This is a genomic window from Bradyrhizobium sp. MI1.7 (genome assembly GCF_055811795.1).
In genome coordinates this window covers 46,191-64,012 of sequence record NZ_JBVVPO010000025.1, presented here as the reverse complement: position 1 = coordinate 64,012, position 17,822 = coordinate 46,191, and the positions used below count along the sequence as shown (strand labels likewise).

Here is a 17,822-nt window from a genome sequence, read left to right as displayed (position 1 = left end):
TATCCCGAGCTTGTTCGCTCGGGAGTAAATCGAGCTGATGCTTCGGTCCATTTGTTCAGCTATGACGGCGGCGCTTCGACCTTCGTGCGCTAAGCGCCGAAGTTTATCATCTTCTTCAAGCGCCCACCGCGGGCTTGCGATAAGGCGACGCTCGCTCATTTATCCCTCCGTCATACGGATCTTTGGAAACGCAATTGTCCGAGACCCGAACGAGGTCGTCACTATACACTCCATAGAGATACACTTCATAGAGGCGGTGGTTGCGACTTCAGCTCAGGCGGCTAATCATGCTATGATTGACGTTATACGACCGCGCAATTTCCGTTAGGACCTCTCCCGCCTCCCGGCGAGCGATTGCCTCTCTTCGCTGGTGGCTTGTCAGTTTCGGCCTACGACCCAGAATGCCCCCCTTGCTTTCGCTCGCTGGCGACCCTCGCCGGTCCGCATCCAGATAAGTTCCCGCTCGAACTCGGCGAAACCGCCAGCCGGCCCCTTTTTCGGCAATCGTGCCCAACAGATTGAGCAGATCGCGGGTGGACTGCGCAAGTATGTCGGCTTTCGCCGCCGCGTATCCACGGTCCATCCCTCGTTCCCGATCTCTGGAAGCGATGGTGACCGTTTGCCGCGCGCCGCTCACTGCTGCGCATCTTTCAATCCGCTATGGCTCGGCCCGCGCGCCGTTCTGCTCTGCTGTCTCACTGACTTGGAACGACTCGAAACGGTTGGGTTCAGGTGAAACACGAATCAGTGTCTCACAAACTCTCAAGGCGGTCGGTAGACATAGATTTCACATCCGAACCGAGGTCCCCTACCCTACCTGAGCCGTGGCTGGGACTATCTGTAGCTTACCACCGTAGCTAGTCTCGCGCGTGTTCGACGGTCTGCAGCAAAGATAACAAATTCAACATTTTGGCTCGACTGGTGGGAGGAGCCCCGTTCCGCCAGCCCGGCGGCGGCCGGAAATTTCTGGTCAGGCTCAAGAGCCGGCTTATCCCCAAGTGAGCTTGATGTGCGCTGTCGAAGGATCCGTGGTACATGCGCGGTGAGCCAGGCGCACTGTCGAACATTCTGACAATCCAGCGAGAGCCGTGGCCGCGTGAAATTGGAGTCAGTCATCCTTCAGGAGGAGATATGGCTCGATCTTTAGACCGCGTGCTATGCGAGCGATATTGTCAATTGAGACGTTCCGCTCAGATCGTTCCACGCCACTCAGGTAAGTCCGGTTAATCCCGCACTCATAGGCCAAAGCTTCCTGGCTGAGCCCTCGCTTTGCGCGAAGGCGACGCATGTTCTTCGCCAAGACGTCCCGAAGCGGGCCTTTGTGAGTTCTTTTCACCTTCGCAATTTCGGCGGAACACCGCTTTTAAGGCGACCGCTTTTAAGTTACATTCGCTAGTTGCGGAGGAATAATTCATGCGCTTCGGAAGTTTGGCCTTATCGGCAGTGGTCGTGCTTTGTGTCGGTTCTTCAGTGGATGCCCAAGGCGTCGACTTCGATCCCCGTGCTGCCACGTCAAATTTGGCGAGATCAGTGACGGAGGATTACCAGCGGGAAAGAGCCCGGCAAATGCGCCGAGAGAAAGAGGAAGAGCAAGCGCCCGCGCTGGACTTTTCGCCATTCGCAATCCCAGCTGATTCCGGGAAACCTTCGGTGAGCGACCGAGGAATCACGTGCACTACTATCGGTTTGAGCGATGGCGATAGCATCACCACATGCCGGTTGCGGTATGCGTTGCCTCTCCTCGGAAGACGCCGCAAGTACAGCGCCCCCCGAACATGAGCAACCAATCGGTCAGCCTGAAGACTGGACATATCTAAAACGCAGGAAGTGGGAGAGCCGGTGTCGTGGGCGATATAGATGTTGCATCCTTCATTGCAGACTTGCGGCAGCATCTTCCTTATGTCCCGCCTATTCCGACGCAAAAGTTAAAATCTCAGCATCGGTTGCGCGACTACGAGGGCATGGTGCGCCTTATCCGGCGAGCCATGAACCTAGACGTCCGTCTTCTGGTGGGCTGGGTAAACGACGGTGGCCCAAAGGGCATGTCTAACTCTCCAGCCTGGGTCGAGATTCCGGCCAACATGCCGTTGTACGGCAGCTCAGAGTTTAAGACGCTTTCGATTAGAATGTTTCTTCGCAAAGAATTTCTCGAAGCTAACAGCTACGACAAGATCGCAATCACGATTGCGCACGAACTATCGCATATCGTTCTGGATTCGATCCATCATCCGTTGCGCAAGGAAGAAAAGGCGGTGGACCTTACGGCCATGCTCCTTGGATTCAGCCGCCTCTATATGGTCGCAGCTCACACATCGAAGGGCCGCCTTGGATATTTGACGTCGTCCGAGCTGAGCGCGGCTATCCGTATTTTGGTGCCAACACGGTTCCGCGTTGCACGCGCACTATCTATCTTCGTTCAAAGCTTCTCAGTCCCATTGATTGCGATTGGCGTGGCGCTCTCGGTTTGGGGGAGCGGGAAGTTAAACTCGAAAAGTACGCTTCACAAAGATCTGCAAGCTGAAGCTGCCGACCTGCTGATACCAAGGCCGATAAATTCCAACATTACCCTCGTTGGTGCGCAGGTTGGCTATTCTTCGTTGACCAAGACGTTCCTAGTCACGTGGCCTACACAGCTCAACTTGACGGGTCGTGAGCAGAGACTACGCGATGCTGTGTGCGCAAAGGACCGGACGAAAATCGATGCGGGCGCTGTTTATGCGTATGAGTATCGGGATCGGTATGGCTCCCTCATCAGCAAATTCGAGATTTCCTCGTGTCCACGATAGTAGCTCTGCCAACCTTACGTTCTCGCTGCGCGATGACACCGAATCAATGAGGCCCCTTGATCCGGCGTTCACCACTACCAAGCTTTCTCTGATTGGACCTTTGGCAAGGCGAAAATCCGAGCCAGAACCGGAGCAAGCGATCCCTGTTCTGGGAGGCATGATCGTCTCACCCAATCTGTTCGAGAACCTGGAGGTTTGGCAGAAATACTTGGGTGAGTTGCGTCGTGAAGAGGCTCGAAGTCGCGCACGCCGAGCAAATCATTGCCGAGAAAAAAGGGAAGCACGGAAGTAAATCGGCGGGATGTCGGCTTTTGGCAAAACAACGGCGCAGACCAAAACATTCAAGAGTGTAGGGCTCTACGAACATGGTTCGGGTCGACCCAAACTATTACATCATCCTCTGCGCGAAACGATACGCGGAGACGTGCCGAAAGCTACGTAGCGGCGAAAGCTCAGTTAGTAGCGCGGCCACCGTTTTGGGATACCTCCTAGAGGGCGGACAGAAGGAAGCCGAGGTCGAGCGGCGCTGGCGGGAGAGGTATCTTTCAGTAGATGTGTCGCAATGGATCCGAAAAAAGGAGGATGCATCCCGGCTGCTTACAACCGCAGAGACTGAGGCCATAATTAATTACTACGCGGTTCCTCCCATAGGGCTGTTGCCAACGCACTCCGCTTCGGAGCTCCATTTCCTGGCCGACATGCTCGACGGGTGGGCAGCCACGCGCCGATTAGATGCCGTGCTGAGCCTCAGGATGATGGGAATGGCCGACGGCTACCGAATACTGGCCGATGCAGTCGGTGCCAACTACGTGCCCCCGCCTCAGAACGAACGGCCGAACTGCGATGAGGGTACACAATGCCGTCCGGATGCGCTTCGATAATCAGTCGACTGCGAGCTTCGAATAGTCTCCGCCCCAATGACCATCATCCCTACCGCACTTGGCTTCTGTCCATGGACGAAGTTCGCTGTCTCACCTCGCTACATTCTACATTCAATGTCCCACGCTAAGCGATTCTATCATCGGCGCTTTCCTCCGCGAAATGCGTGAGACACCCTAGTCGGCTCCGTCAGTGCACTGACTCACTGTCTGACGCATGGGATAAGGAATTGGCGCAAGCCCTAGACCAGTGATTGAGGTCGTCCTCGGTGCTGCCGCCATGGCCGCCCCGCCCGCCCCCTCTGCCTGGGTCACGGAAATCGGAGATCAGCTCTTATTGTGTGGTCTTAGCTGCCGGCGATGCTGCCGATGCCGCCGCCTCTCGTATGTGCCATGTCGTCTCCTATGCTTGTGGCAATGCCAGCGGTATGCCCGTGGCATTGCTTGCGGTATGCCGTGGGCATGTCTCAACCGCGCCCTGTCTCATCTCGATCACGAGTCGGGCGGTGTCTCGCGCGCCACGGCCGTAGCCGATCTGCATGCCCATGCAGTAGCCGTGGAGAGGATGATGCCAGTGCCACACAGGCTCCAGAACGCATCCAGGACGCGCCAAGCGAACTTCACGACGCTGCCGCCTCTGCCGGCGGGCCGGGCGCGGGGCAAGCTTGGCCTCGACCACATTGGCGGCCTGCTCCATGAAGGCGAGTACGTCTTCCAGGGTCCGGCCCTCGGCCAGATTGTATCGGATCACGGGATCGATCTAGTTGCTGCCGCCCTCAGGCGTAGCGCCCAGCTCGCAGACCATCGCGTATAGGGTGTCCCACAACATCAGCCCGACATGGGTGGGATCGCCGTGCTGCTTTTGCGCCTTCACCGGCGCGTCATAGACCGAGAATGACCGGAGGCGGTTGTTCACCGGACCCGGCCATCGCCGCCCGTGCCGGTCTCCAGCAGTCGCACAGGGGCGCCAGAAGCGTCCCGGGCCGCCACAGCGATCCCGGCCTCATCAATGCCTGTTACCCAGCCCTTCGAGGCGATCAGCCGGGCCGATCAGTTCTGGCGTTGTATGTCTCATCTCCTGTCTCACAGGCCCGAACAGGCTATAAGCCGCGGAAATCAGTGCCGTATCGTGCATTGCCATTGGGGCGACTGTCTCATGAGACAGGTGAGGCGGCGCGGTGAATCAGTGTCCCTCGGGCGGAGATGACTAGTTTTCTTTCCCGTCAGCAACGCCGAAAGCTGCAAACCGCATCGGGCGCCGATTTAACCGCGCCTCAATCGCGCCGGGACCTCTCTCTCTCTCAGATGAACGGCGGTACTCTCCTCCTCCTCAGAATGTCGCGTTAGGATGTACAAATTATACTGGCCAGTGTGGCCCAACGCACCGGGTAATCAGAACGCCTACCTAGGTGAATGGGCTTGCACTCCACCTTCTGAAGTCGATGCTTGGACGGCAGATAGCTCAACGTGTTCAGGTGTGGTGCTGGGGTTCACATGCAGGGAATCGAATCGAATGTTGCTCGCCTTGTCCGATCGGTCGAAGACCGTTTCCGCCCATCCGACGTAAATGTAGAGGCACTCTGCAAAGCGATCAGCTGGTGTTTAGACTGGTTTGTAGACGCTCGAAAATATAGCACGGGAAAACACGAGACGGAGCGGCGTCGCGTGTACCAAGAGGCACTTCCCATCGCGCGCAAGTTGGCCAGCCTTCTGAACAATGAAGTACTTTGGGATGACGCTCACAAACCCAGGCCGGCCAAAACGTCAAGTGAGCTCGCGCAAGAACTGATCGTGCGCCTAGAAAACGAAGCGGCTGTAGCGTTTGCAAGCGATGACGACCTTTACAAGCAGTCATTCAAGGATTGGACCCCTTTCGAACGACTGTTCGGACATTATCTTCCTGCGGTTTTTACGGCGGCCGGCTTCTCAGGGGGCGATACAGTTCAGGCGCGGGCTGCGAAGGGCGGTCCGTATATCGACTTTGCGATCACGTTTGCCCGACTTTTCGGCATCGAGCAAAGTAAAGGTACTCCCTATTCGCTGAACTCATTCATAAAAGCAACTAAGCGTCCCCTAGTCACTGGCGCGCGCAAACGCCGAAAAACCAATTCCCACCGATCTGTTGCGCCCGGCTTTTTCGAGTCCTGGCATCAAGGCCGTTGTGAAGATTTACGCATGTTGTTCGAACTTCGCGCGATGGCGGGCAAAGTCGATAGCTAATCTTCTTCTTTGCCCGTGAAGTACATGTTAGCGCGAACACGTTTGCGAACAGGAGCGAACGTGAGCGACAACAGACTCAACGGCACCAATGCACTCGGCGTCTCGCCCCGCAAGGCGGCTGAAATCCTCGGCTGCGGCCGAACCCGTATCTATCACCTGCTCAAACTCGGCGAGTTGCTGTCTTACCGGGAAGGCGCTGCGCGCCGCGTACTCACGTCGTCGATCCACGAGTACGTGCAGCGCCAGATCGAGGCGCAGGCATCTTGTCCTCGGTGGTCGTCTACAACCAAGGCGACAGAGGCTCGCGCAAGCAAGCGCAATTTGAAAGGTGCCTGACGTATTGGGTGCCTTAGCCGACCTGAGAGCTGCTGAATATACCAGTCCAACCGAACGACAAGGTGAAGCGTGTTCACACCGCTAAACTCGCGGACAATCCGCGCGAGACGCCAAAGGCTTGCCCGTGAAGAGCTCAGCAGTAAAGTAAAACCACAAACGCTTAGCGAGGCGTTGGATTGGTATTCGTCTGATGTCACAGGATCCCGTAAGTCCATTTTCGATTGGAAGAAGGCGATCGTGGGGTCATCTCACCTGACGAGCGCCGAGAAGCTCGTCGCTTGCCAGATCGCCTCCTACATCAACACGGACGCCGATAACGAGTGGTTTGGGACCGGATGGGCCTCCCAAAAGACCATCGCTGAAAAGGTGCGCCTCACCGTCAGAACGGTAAACTCAGCATTTCAGACGCTCAGGCGCCTCGGATTGATCGTAGTAGAGGAAGGCGCGGGTTGGAAGTACCCCGAGGCAAGGACGGCAACCAATCGGTTTGCGTTATCTCATTGCGGTCTTTTGCAGCTGCTCTCCCTAGATAGCTTCGAGCGCCGGCTACTGGCCGCCTACGCTGAATGCCGCAAACCGGAGAGCGCGGATCGAGGTGCCCGAGTGTGGAAAGCATCAAGAGGAGAAATCGAAACCGGCAAGATAGGAAATCCAAGCGCTCAGGATAGGAAATCCGTTCTCCCAAGTAATATAAGCAATACCGAAGTATCTAGTCACCAACTCACGATCGTTTTCGAGCTTGAATATCGGGTGTTGTGCACCTTGATCGGAGCGGAGGGCGGAGAGGAGTATGGAAGGAGCAGGCTATCCAGGCTCCCGCTCCCTTTGCTGGACGAATACGTTCGTGCCCTAGCGGAGGGTCGCTTTACAAGTGCATCCTGCTGGCGCCTGTCAGCTCACGTCCGGGATTGCGGTACGAAATAGCCTACGTGATAGCTGACCTTCGCCGAAACCGGCAGAGTATGTTACAACCACCAATCCGCAAAATGAATGTGTAGAGATGAAGGATACTCCCTCCTCCATACTCTCTTGATTATGCTATTTTCTTCAGTGCCCAGCTCGATAGCTACGGTTCAAAGCTACGAAGTCGGGCCAGAAACCCGATTCTGAAAGGCTAGATTGCGCTTAGGCCGCAGTAGACTCGGCTTCCGTTATCTTTTGAAACTCGAAGAGCAGCTCCTGGAAATGTTTAGCGAGATAGCCGACCACTTTGCCGTTGCGCAGGAGCTTCGCGAGATAGCCTATGGCGAGCACCAGGTAGAGATGGTCGACGCCATAGGTCTGCTCTGCGACCTTGAACTCGCGTGCGAGTGAAGCAGATTCCCGTTCAATCAAAGCAAGCTGCTCGTCCGACAAGCGCTTGTGCTGTCCGGGGTCGCAGCCGCCAGTGAACGGACATAGCTGTTGGAATAGTTATTCATCGCAATCATCAGCTCCCGCCGCCTCGATCTGCCGAATGGGCCCGAGTTTCCGGAGCTCCGAGAAGGCATGCAGCGTCAGTTGCTTCTCCTTTAGGAGCTCGACTGCCTCCGCACAAATGCCATCCAGCAACTTTCGTCGTCGCCGGATGCTGGCGACACCTACATTGAGCGCTTTAGCGATCCGCGCCTCCGGAACGCCGTCCTCAACGGCCTTGAGGATCATCCGATGCTGCTGGATGATAGCAATGCGGTTAACGCGCTTATTGTGGGTGAAAGCCTCGTCTTCCCTGGATACTAAGCATTCAAACTCAGCAATTCCGCCATCTCTCAATATTTCCAGTCGCAGATGGCCGTCGAGAAGCAGGAATTGTTCGCTGTTCACGGCTGCGGGTCACGGCGGGCGGTTCGACCAGCCCGATCTCTCCAACCGAGGCGGTGATCTGGCGATATTTTGCCGATCGCTTTACTTCCTCGGACACCATCTTAAGCGGCCGGATAGTCGTATTGACTTCGTATCAAAGGCGCGGCGGCTTTTGTTGCCGACACAGGTTGAGTCTCGCGGCGCGTTAATGAGGCTCCACGTCCTAGTCAGGCAAGATGCTCTCAAAATGGTCCGTCAGGAATTCTGGAGCTTCGTTCTTTAACTGTGCGAAATCTGATGGCAATTCATAGCGGGACCGATCGTTAGTCGACTTATAGCGAACGACATTGTTCTGAAGGTACTTTGCGATAGGATGAAACGATTGGTCGACATCGCGGTTAACGCGCCGCGTGACTGGCCAAGGACAACAAAGGCGCCAGTACTTGTTAGCGTACTCATAGTGGATACGAACAGGATCCGCGGGATTCAGCTTGCAATTCAATTTTCGACATGCTGCTAGATCAAAACTTAAGCGCGTCTTTGCCAATACTCTATCGATCATAGTTATCAATGCTATGTTTCCGAGGGTCCTCTCCGCATAGGCGCCGCCGACATCAGAGTGCACGCCCGGCATCCATATCTGCTCCATCCAAGAGACGGCCGATTTTTCTACCCCGGTCCACATGATTGGCCGAAAAAAGGACCTTGTTTCGTCCATCGCCAGGATCTGCACTGCATTCTTAACGTTCGCTTGCAGTCTGCCCTTTTGAAGTCGTAGCCGTTGAGCGCCCGCTGCCCAGCCATGGCCGCCAGACACGGTTTCGTACACGCCCACGAATTCAATCATCGGGTGGGCGTCGGAACAAAGGGACTTGTAATCTGCTATTGCCTGTTTGGCCCGCGGACCATCATCCCTCAAACCAGGCTCTAAAACCTCCTGCTCACCGAGATAGTCGGCCCAAATGTCCGCAAAACTATTGATATATTTATCTTCGAGAATTCCTTTCGCTAAAAGTCCAGTTAATGCTCGGGCAACTACCGCCCCTCTGGAAAAGCCGAAGATGTAGATTCTATCGTTTGGTTGATAGTTTGAGCAGATATTCACGTACAGGTCTGCAATCAGAACGTCGATCCCGTTTGCAAATCCTCCGTCGATATACCGTCTTATTCCGCCAATTGCGCCAAGACCTCTGCTGTAGTGCACTATTTGAGCGTGACCATCAGTAGCATCGACGTTCAGCAATGTGTTCATCCGATAAACGTTTGAATAAACGTCAAGCGTGTTTCCACTCCCGGCCCAGAGCCAAGTGCCGTCAATGAAATAGATTAGGTGTCGATAGCCGCCTTTCCGGAGCGTTGCCATTTCCAACCCTCACCAACGAATGAAGCAAGGCCGCATCTCATTGCAGCAGACGAGGCTGGGTTATTTGTGAGAGCGATGCAGGCAGACAGTATCCTAGTGTTCTACCACTTGAACAAAATCTGCCCGCAAGGAGGCGGTAAGCCAAGGCTTATTAAGCGGCCAGAGGCAGGTCAGCCGTGTCGTGATCAATCTTGCCAAGGGCTGCTTCTCGCTGAGCTATCAATTCTGTCAGCTGTTTTCGAAGATTGATATCGCCACCATCTGTGGGCACCTTAATCGGGTCGATACCCTTTGCTACTAGCTCATCGATGCTAGATTTCAATTTCGCGATTGCGCCATCGTATCCAGCTGCAACCTCATTCTTTGCACCGGATCGACCTTGAGCGCCCGCGGCCTTCATACCGCCGACGACCGCTTCAATTTCTGATTTCATGCGCGAGCCGATGCTGTCACCCTCGCTCTTCAGCTGCTCTCCCGCCTCTTTTAGCTTAGCAGTCTCTGCTCTAACGTTTACTACTGTGATTTGCGGCAATTTGAGAACCCACTTGACCGTCTCCATTCTAAACTCGGGCAGATCAAGTTTAATCTCTTGGCGCTTCATCTTCACTGAAGGAAGATCAAATATAATCTTTTGTTCCTCCAAAAACGGCTCTGGAACAGAAACGATTATAGGCTTCCACTCGATGTTAAACGGCCCATGAAACTCCGGATACTCCCCGACTTTCCTGTCCACCATGCGAACTGATGGTGTATGAAAAATGATGGTTTGACGCTCAGAGAATACCTCTGGCAGATCGAGGGATATTGTTGTCGACCGCATGGTGACAGAGGGAACATCAAAGATGATGTCCTCATTTTTCCAATCGATCTTGAAGTCGATACCAACGGCGGCTCCTTCGTCGCTAGGTTTTTCGTAGTCATCGACAAGTCGTTGGGCCCGCTTCTGCAAATCTTCCAATTGGGGTCTGTATCGGTCTTGAATAATCTGAATTTGTTCTTGGATTGTGGGCATAAAATTACTCCCTCTAATACACGTTTTGATTAATATCACCTTTCCGCACAATCCGAAAGCGTATACAACCGACAGCTTTCATTACCTAATGGCTTCCCTTTGAATTGTGAGAGGTCGTTTTTCGCTCAAACAAACACCAAACCCATTCGCCCTCTTCATTTGCCTGCGAAGTCGAAACGCTAACATTGGTTGCCGCTCGGCCAGTGTTCTCCGCGCGAGCGAATCCATCATCTGCCGTGCGACCATCGATCGAATACTAAGTCGTGCAGTCAAAAAGTTCGCACAGTTCACGAATGGCAGCTTCAAAGACGGCTAGATTACACACACAAATGCTGCCGCTTTCGGATCGTATGTGCAATCGTTCCGTCCTTGATCCGGTCAACTGTTTCGTTGACCACGAACAGCGGCACAAGAAACCATTCGCGCGGGATCACTGGATTCCCAAAGCGATCCTTGATCTCCACATAGAGCTGAGCCGAAGCAAAAATTCGGTGGATGAGGTTTTCAGCTTGGCCCGATTGACGTTGTAGAGTTCATAAGTCGCGACAACATCCACGTCTGCCATCAGAAATGGAGTTTCGCGTTTGTGATACGCCGCTCCACATCCCCGTTGGTCACGCCGATCTTGTGCAGAACGTCCCGATGGGCTGCGACGATGGGGTGGTCGGACTTAAGAAGGAGATCGTGCCACTGGCCAGGTCGCCTTCGGCGCTCTCGCCGGCAAACAGCGGCCCCGCGATGGGATCGGTGATCCGCCTGAGCGGACATCCTACGGACACCCTTTTGATAGAACGTCGGTCAGTTGCGGTTCCGTGCCGTCAGTTCTTTGCGCTGCTCCGTTCGTTGGCTCTATCCGGCCAGCGGTCATGCAGCTGGATCACATTGGTGCCAGTGAGGAATGTGGCCCAATCCTTCATCAGCGCGCGTCGTTTTTCCAGCTTTTGGCCCCGCTGATAAGCGGCGGTAGTCTCGCTCTTGTACTTATGTGCGAGCGCGGCCTCGCGTACGCCGTCCGGATAATCAGTGCATTCTTCGGCCCAAGTTGCAAAGGTTGATCGAAACCCATGTACCGTTACGTGTCCGTAGCCAAGACGATCAAGCACTGCGAGCATTGCGTTTTCGGAGAATGCTCCGCCATCAGGACCGGTGAAGATCAGTTCGCCTTGGCGTCCATCGCTCAACTCGTCAAGCACCGTCAATGCAGGGTCGGACAAGGGAACGTAGTGGTCCTGGTCCATCTTCATTCGTTCACCCGGAATTTTCCAAGTTGAGTTTTGCCGATCGATCTCGGACCAACGCGCCTCGACTGCCTCATTGGTGCGGCAACCGGTGAGGATTAGGAAGCGCAACATGGCAGCAGCTCTGCCCGGAGCGCTAGCCAGAAGCGACAAAAATGCCGGTGCGTCCGCATAGGGCAAAGCGGGATGATGCCGAACGACTCGCTTGGTGCGCTTTGGGAGTTTCTCGCGCATTTGCCGCGTAAGTTCGGCTGGATTGCGGAACTCCAGATCATCGATATTGACGTTCTTTGCGATGATCGTTTCAATTCGGCCGCGGACGCGGTTCGCAGTCTCCCGCTTTTCCACCCAAATTGGCTCCAGCAGGTCGTGGATGTGGCTTGGCTTAATCTCCGGGATCGTCAATTTGCCGATGGTGGCGTAGGCGTAGCGCTTGAGGGAGGACGGCCACTGCTCTCGATGCTTCTCACTCCAGGTCGACCAGTTCGCCCGAATGTAGGCTTCCGCGCATTCTTCGAAGGTCGGCAACACCACCTTGGCCACGACGGCTTTCGCGTCTTGGCGCGCCTTTCGACGTTCCTGGACGATGTCGACGCCGGCGGTGCTGCGATCGCCTTTGACGCGCAGCCGAGCCGCATCCCGCGCAAGCCGCGCGTCCTTTAGTGACACCTCCTTCAACGAGCCAAGACCGTGCCACCGCTCTTTCCCGTCTTTCCAATATCTATAAGACCAGCTTTTCGACGTTGCTCCTGTGACGATCAAGTAGAGGCCGCCACCGTCGGTGTATTTGCCGGGCTCTATAATGCGCTCTACGTCGAGTGGTTTAAGCCGTCCAGCCATTGTTCCTCCGAGAGAACCGTCCTCCGAACCCACGGTCTAAAGCTACGGTCAGTGACCCGATTAGGAAGAACACCGACGAACTGCGAAGTACAGTCTTTCGGCATAAGTCACTGATTTTATTGTGGAGTTCGAACGACCACGAACAGTGGCGAACAATATACTGGCGGAGAGAGTGGGATTCGAACCCACGGTACGGTTTCCCGCACACACGCTTTCCAAGCGTGCGCCTTAAGCCACTCGGCCATCTCTCCGGAGCGCCCTCTCTTGAAGGGGAGCCGATGATTTTGCAAGAGATCGCGGGGAAATCGGGTGAATTTTCCGTAAGATATTGTATTTGAAAGACAATATCTGGCGCCAGCTGGCGCTTCGGAACCGCTCAAAGGCTGAACCGGAAGCGGGTTTGGCGCGACGATTCACTCAAGACCGCCAAACACGACCGGGGACGCCATGACCATCCAAAAGACCATCGTCGCGCTGGGCCTGATTTCGGCCCTTGGCTCCGCCTTTGCCGCGTCGGCCGCCGCGCAGGTCTGCACCCGGCAGGGCGTCGACGTGAGTTGCGACGACGGGCGGCGCGGGGTGCTTTCGGGCGATGCCATCATCTGGCCGGACGGGACGCGCTCGAACGCCTCGCCGCATCCGAGCGTGATCATCGGCAACAAGAGCTCGGTGCATGTCGGACCCGGCGTGTTCGTCGGCCAGGGCAAGGGCATGGTGCCGCTGGACGATCCCAACGCGCCGAACAAGCGGCAATGCGCGATTTTGGACGGGGTGTCGTATTGTTATTGAGCGCCTCTCCCCGCGAGAACGGGGAGAGCAAGCGAGCTTAAATCAGCCGCACACCTGATATCGCCGACTTCAGCCAGCGCAGTGCCTGCGGCGGCTGGGTCTCGAGCGGCGCGACGACGGCCTTTTCGGTCCGGCACTTCTCCAGCTCGGCGACGAAGTCGGCGGACCATTGCTGGATGGTGTGGCCGCGCAGCTTCTTCATCATCGCGTCCCAGCGCATCTTGCGCTCGGCGAGCGGCATCGCGGCCGCAACCGCGATCGCGCGCGCCATGCCGTCGATGTCGTGCGGATTGACCAGCAGCGCCGTTTCGAGCTCGTTGGCGGCGCCGGCGAACTTCGACAGCACCAGCACGCCGGGATCGGCCGGGTTCTGCGCGGCGACATATTCCTTGGCGACGAGGTTCATGCCGTCATGCAGCGGCGTCACCACGCCGATCTGCGCGGTGCGGTAGAGACCCGCGAGCACGGTCTGGCTGAAGCCCTTGTTGAGGTAGCGAATCGGCGTCCAGTCGACCTCGCCGTGGCGGCCGTTGACGTCGGTGACGAGACGCGCGACCTCGTTCTGGAGATTGCCATAGGCCTCGATCGCGCCGCGCGAGGGGTTGGCGATCTGGAGCAGCGAGATGCTGCGCGCGAACTGCGGATGCTCGGTCCAGAGCCGGTCGAACGCGCTGATGCGATTGACGAGACCCTTGGAATAGTCGAGCCGGTCGACGCCGATGGCGAGCCGCTCGCCGTTGAGGCTGCGGCGCAGCCGCGACACGTCGGGATGCGAGGCCGACTTCGCGGCGTAAGCTGCGAACTTCTCCGCATCGATGCCGATCGGAAAGACCTCGCAACGCGTACGGCCATGCTGCGAGATCGCAACGCCGTCTTCGACGGCGAGGCCGAGTTCGCCCGCGACATAGCCGAGGAAATTCTGGCAATCCTCATTGGTCTGGAAGCCGAGCAGATCGTAGGCCAGCATCGCCGTGATCAGCTCGCGATGATTGGGCACGCCCTGCATCACCGCGGCGACCGGCCACGGCGTGTGCAGGAAGAAGCCGATCGGATCATCGACGCCGAGATCGCGCAGCTCCGCGCCGAGCGCGAGGAAATGATAATCCTGCACCCAGAAAGCCGTTTTCGCTTTCCGGAAGCGCATCAAGGCGCGCGCCATGAAGGCGTTGACCTCGCGATAGCTGACATAGTCGTCGCGCGAGACGCGGATCAGATCGCTGCGCGAATGCAGCGCCGGCCACAGCGCCGAATTGGCAAAGCCTTCGTAATAGCCGCCGTAGTGCGCCGCCGGCAGATCCAGCGTCGCAATCGCACCCGAGCCAAGCGCTTCGATCTCGGCGAACGGTTCCTTCTGATGGCCGTCGCGCACACGGCCCGACGAACCCACCCAGATAGCACCCGAATGTTCCACCACGGGAAGCAATGCCGCAGCCAAGCCGCCCGTCATCGGCTCGTTGGGTTTACCGCGCGCAACTCGATTTGAAACGACGACTAAATTCACAGGTCGTCCCCTCCTTCATTCCAACCCGTTTAACTGCTGTTCATCAATATGGTTCCTGTCCATCATTTGTACGAAATGAAACCAAAATCAGGCACATGCGTTGGAACCAGTTTTTCTGCTGGGAACCCGGCGGTTTCGCTCAACAAAGTCAGTTTTCGTGACTGTGTTGCCCAGCATGAATTGCGCGCGCAAGCGAACCACGCGAGCGACAATGTGGCCCCGAGGTGTCGGTGCCTTATTCCAACCTTGTGTCGTCGAGCAGACGCGCGAGGAACGCGCGCACATCCTTCGGCTCATCGAAATGGCCGTTGACGCCGATGGCGCGGCGACCGACCGAGAAGGACAGCCCGTTCATGTCGGGCATGATCGCGAACACGGTCTCATCGGTAACGTCGTCGCCAATGAAGATCGGACGGCGCCCTTTGAAGGGCTCATGCTTCATCAATTCGCGCACGCCGGTGGCCTTGGTGAAGCCGGAATGCTTGATCTCGCAAACGAACTTGCCGGGCAGCACCTCGATCGGCGCATTGGGCAGATCGGCGCGGATCAGCGAGACGGCTTCGAAGATCGCCTTCTCCGCATGCGGCGCGAGACGATAATGCAGCGCCAGCGAATAGCCCTTGTCCTCGAGCAGAATGCCGGGGCTGAGCTTGGCGATCGCAGCCAGGCGCCGCTTCAGCTCCTTGTCCATCGGCGGCGCGTGCACGTCGTCGGCCTCATTGCCCACCGACAGGCGCATTTCCGCGCCGTGACCGGCGACCGCGCGAAACACGTCGGGTGCGAAGATCAGGTCGATGTCGTTGAGCGAACGGCCGCTGACCATCGCCAGCGCGCCGGACGTGCGCTCGGTCAACAGGTTCAGCGTTTCCGACAGGCCCGGCGGCACCCACACCTCGCGCGGCGTCGGCATCAGGTCGAGCAGCGTGCCGTCGATGTCGAGCAGGATCGCGGTCTCCCCCAGATGCGGCACGAGCGCATGCGGCACCGGCACCGCGTCGGGCGCTTCTTCGTCAACCATGGGGCGCTTCTGATCCAATTCCGCGAGTTCCGATTTCATAGTCTACTCCATAAAGGCAAGCGGCCGCGCGATTTGTTCGAGCGATTTGCGTTCCGCGGCGACGGCGTAGCGCCAGGCCACGATCGCAGCCACGATCATCAGGAAGGCCCCCAGCAAATAGCCCGCGAACACGCTGGTGCGTGATCCCGTGTCGATCAGCGCGCCGAACAGCGCGGGCCCGATCACGCCGCCGATGCCGGTGCCGACCGCGTAGAACACTGCAATCGCCAACGCGCGCACTTCCAGAGGGAACGTCTCGCTGACGGTCAGGTAGGCCGCGCTCGCGGCGGGCGAGGCAAAGAAGAAGATCACCATCCAGGCAATGGTCTGCCCCTGCGCGCTCAGCGCGCCGATCGAGAACAGATAGCCCGAGAGCGCCAGCAGCACGCCCGATACGCCGTAGGTAAACGTGATCATGACGCGGCGGCCGAGCGTGTCGAACAGGCGGCCGAGCAGCAGCGGCCCGAGGAAGTTGCCGGCGGCGAACGGCAGGAGATACCAGCCGACATGCTCGGCGCTGATGCCGTAGAAGTCGGTCAGCACCAGCGCGAAGGTGAAGAAGATCGCGTTGTAGAAGAACGCCTGCGCGCTCATCAGCACGAGGCCGACCAGGGAGCGCTGACGATAGACGAAGAACAGCGTGTGCACGACCTCCCTGATCGGAGTGTGGTCGCGCATCTTCAGGCGTATTTTCGTGAAGCGGCCATCGCTCGCATGCCGGTCATGCCCGATCACAGAGCGCTCGATCTCGTCCACGATGGCGTGGGCCTGGTCGGGCCGGCCGTGGATCATCAGCCAGCGCGGGCTCTCCGGAATCCACATCCGCATCAACAGCACGACGAGGCCAAGGGTCGCGCCGATGAGATAGGCGAGGCGCCAGCCGAGATCGGGACCGATCAATGCGGGATCGAGCAGCACGATGGCCGCCACCGCGCCCATCGCCGCGCCGATCCAGAAACTGCCGTTGATGACGAGGTCGGTCCAGCCGCGATAGCGCGCCGGCACCAGTTCCTGGATCGTCGAGTTGATCGCAGTGTATTCGCCGCCGATGCCGGCGCCGGTGAGAAAACGAAACAGCGCGTAACTCGCGACATTCCACGACAAGGCGGTCGCGGCGGTCGCGGAGAGATAAAGCGCCAGTGTGATGAAGAACAGCTTCTTGCGGCCGATGCGGTCGGTGAGCCAGCCGAAGCCGAGCGCGCCGAGCACCGCACCGGCAAGATACGCGGAATTGGCGATACCGAGATCGAGATTGGAGAATTGCAGCGACGGACTCTGCTTCAACGCGCCGGAGAGCGCGCCGGCCAGCGTCACCTCGAGCCCGTCGAGGATCCAGGTGATCCCGAGCGCCAGCACGACGCGGGTATGAAAGCCGCTCCACGGCAGCGCATCGAGCCGCGCGGGAATGCTGGTCTCGATGATGCGGTCAGCCGCGACCGCCGCAGAGACTGCAGGTCCATAATTCAGCGCTGGGCTTTGCTGCAATTCCATCGCGTTGCTGGGTCTAACCAATGGAAGCGGCCCCGGTTCACATGGTGTGGACAGGGGCGTTCCGATCATGGAGGTGCGGCATTCCGCCTGCCACCTGCGACAACGCCTGCGGCAAAGGCGGGTTCCCGCGGGAACAGCGCTTGGGATCGTCCGTTTCCGATGGAGCCGCTGGGAGTTGACGCATGGCTCACGTCAGAAAGACGACACATTCGCGCAAAACCTGGAGCGCGCGAAGGTGGAGTTGAAGCGGACGTTCGGGAGGGAGTGAGACTCGCGCTCTTTACCCCCCGTCGTCCCGGACAAGCGAAGCGCAGATCCGGGACCATAACCACAGGGAGTGGTTTGGCGAAGACTTGGAGTTACCACCGTCCGTCTCAACTATCCGCTGGGAGTATGGATCCCGGATCGGCGGGGGGGGGGGGGGGGGGGGGGGGGGGGGGGGGGGGGGGGGGGGGGGGGGGGGGGGGGGGGGGGGGAACACCCCCCCGGGGGGGGGGGGGGGGGGAGGGGGGGGGGGCCCCCGGGGGGG

Annotated in this window: 14 protein-coding genes, 1 tRNA gene and 1 pseudogene; 5 read left to right on the top strand and 11 right to left on the bottom strand. The window is 57.8% G+C overall.

The genetic code is table 11. From position 1 onward, the window contains the following. Window positions 1–1,108: 1,108 nt before the first annotated feature. Entirely contained in the window at window positions 1,109–1,288 is a 180-nt protein-coding gene (locus tag AC0L3X_RS22735) for a helix-turn-helix domain-containing protein (protein ID WP_338025205.1), read from the bottom strand. A 556-nt stretch (window positions 1,289–1,844) separates the two neighbouring features. On the opposite strand from AC0L3X_RS22735, the gene AC0L3X_RS22730 reads away from it, so the two are divergent. Next, the gene (locus AC0L3X_RS22730; protein ID WP_473316774.1) at window positions 1,845–2,786 is read left to right on the top strand and encodes a hypothetical protein; all 942 of its coding nucleotides are present in this window, start codon (window positions 1,845–1,847) and stop codon (window positions 2,784–2,786) included. 1,638 nt (window positions 2,787–4,424) lie between these two features. On the opposite strand, the gene AC0L3X_RS22725 is transcribed toward AC0L3X_RS22730, so the two are convergent. Continuing rightward, the gene (locus AC0L3X_RS22725; RefSeq protein ID WP_473316773.1) at window positions 4,425–4,580 is read right to left on the bottom strand and encodes a hypothetical protein; all 156 of its coding nucleotides are present in this window, start codon (window positions 4,578–4,580) and stop codon (window positions 4,425–4,427) included. Window positions 4,581–5,158: 578 nt separating this feature from the next. Here AC0L3X_RS22725 and AC0L3X_RS22720 point away from each other — a divergent pair. The 3 genes from AC0L3X_RS22720 to AC0L3X_RS22710 all read left to right on the top strand — a co-directional run bounded on the left by AC0L3X_RS22720 (window position 5,159) and on the right by AC0L3X_RS22710 (window position 7,144). Beyond that, window positions 5,159–5,884 carry a hypothetical protein gene (locus AC0L3X_RS22720; RefSeq protein WP_473316772.1) on the top strand — a complete coding sequence of 242 codons (726 nt, stop codon included), beginning with the start codon at window positions 5,159–5,161 and terminating at the stop codon, window positions 5,882–5,884. Between the two features lie 60 nt (window positions 5,885–5,944). Then, window positions 5,945–6,220 (top strand): helix-turn-helix domain-containing protein, encoded by a 276-nt coding sequence (locus tag AC0L3X_RS22715; protein WP_473316771.1) that lies wholly within the window; start codon window positions 5,945–5,947, stop codon window positions 6,218–6,220. A 69-nt stretch (window positions 6,221–6,289) separates the two neighbouring features. Further along, window positions 6,290–7,144 (top strand): helix-turn-helix domain-containing protein, encoded by an 855-nt coding sequence (locus AC0L3X_RS22710; RefSeq protein ID WP_473316770.1) that lies wholly within the window; start codon window positions 6,290–6,292, stop codon window positions 7,142–7,144. Between the two features lie 201 nt (window positions 7,145–7,345). Here the strand turns inward: AC0L3X_RS22710 and AC0L3X_RS22705 are convergent. The 6 genes and pseudogenes from AC0L3X_RS22705 to AC0L3X_RS22680 form a co-directional block, all read right to left on the bottom strand. Continuing rightward, window positions 7,346–7,864, bottom strand: a pseudogene (locus AC0L3X_RS22705) (plasmid partitioning protein RepB C-terminal domain-containing protein). Window positions 7,865–8,225: 361 nt separating this feature from the next. Further along, complete coding sequence (locus AC0L3X_RS22700) at window positions 8,226–9,365, bottom strand: phospholipase effector Tle1 domain-containing protein (protein ID WP_473316769.1); 1,140 nt, start codon at window positions 9,363–9,365, stop codon at window positions 8,226–8,228. Window positions 9,366–9,516: 151 nt separating this feature from the next. After that, window positions 9,517–10,377, bottom strand: a complete 861-nt coding sequence (locus tag AC0L3X_RS22695; protein ID WP_473316768.1) for a hypothetical protein — start codon at window positions 10,375–10,377, stop codon at window positions 9,517–9,519. Window positions 10,378–10,694: 317 nt separating this feature from the next. After that, window positions 10,695–10,841: a hypothetical protein gene (locus AC0L3X_RS22690; RefSeq protein WP_473316767.1), complete on the bottom strand. Its 147-nt coding sequence runs from the start codon at window positions 10,839–10,841 to the stop codon at window positions 10,695–10,697. A 354-nt stretch (window positions 10,842–11,195) separates the two neighbouring features. Further along, on the bottom strand, window positions 11,196–12,455 hold the full coding sequence (locus AC0L3X_RS22685) for a tyrosine-type recombinase/integrase (RefSeq protein ID WP_473316766.1): 1,260 nt from the start codon (window positions 12,453–12,455) through the stop codon (window positions 11,196–11,198). A gap of 161 nt (window positions 12,456–12,616) precedes the next feature. After that, a tRNA-Ser gene (locus AC0L3X_RS22680) sits at window positions 12,617–12,706 on the bottom strand. 196 nt (window positions 12,707–12,902) lie between these two features. Between AC0L3X_RS22680 and AC0L3X_RS22675 the strand changes: the two genes are divergently transcribed. After that, entirely contained in the window at window positions 12,903–13,244 is a 342-nt protein-coding gene (locus tag AC0L3X_RS22675) for a hypothetical protein (RefSeq protein WP_063980509.1), read from the top strand. 37 nt (window positions 13,245–13,281) lie between these two features. Here AC0L3X_RS22675 and AC0L3X_RS22670 read toward each other — a convergent pair whose 3' ends face one another. The 3 genes from AC0L3X_RS22670 to AC0L3X_RS22660 form a co-directional block, all read right to left on the bottom strand. Beyond that, complete coding sequence (locus tag AC0L3X_RS22670; protein WP_028170078.1) at window positions 13,282–14,745, bottom strand: trehalose-6-phosphate synthase; 1,464 nt, start codon at window positions 14,743–14,745, stop codon at window positions 13,282–13,284. A gap of 235 nt (window positions 14,746–14,980) precedes the next feature. After that, window positions 14,981–15,802 (bottom strand): trehalose-phosphatase, encoded by an 822-nt coding sequence (otsB, locus tag AC0L3X_RS22665; RefSeq protein WP_063980508.1) that lies wholly within the window; start codon window positions 15,800–15,802, stop codon window positions 14,981–14,983. Window positions 15,803–15,805: 3 nt separating this feature from the next. After that, entirely contained in the window at window positions 15,806–17,293 is a 1,488-nt protein-coding gene (locus tag AC0L3X_RS22660; protein ID WP_063980507.1) for an MFS transporter, read from the bottom strand. Between the last annotated feature and the right edge of the window lie 529 nt (window positions 17,294–17,822).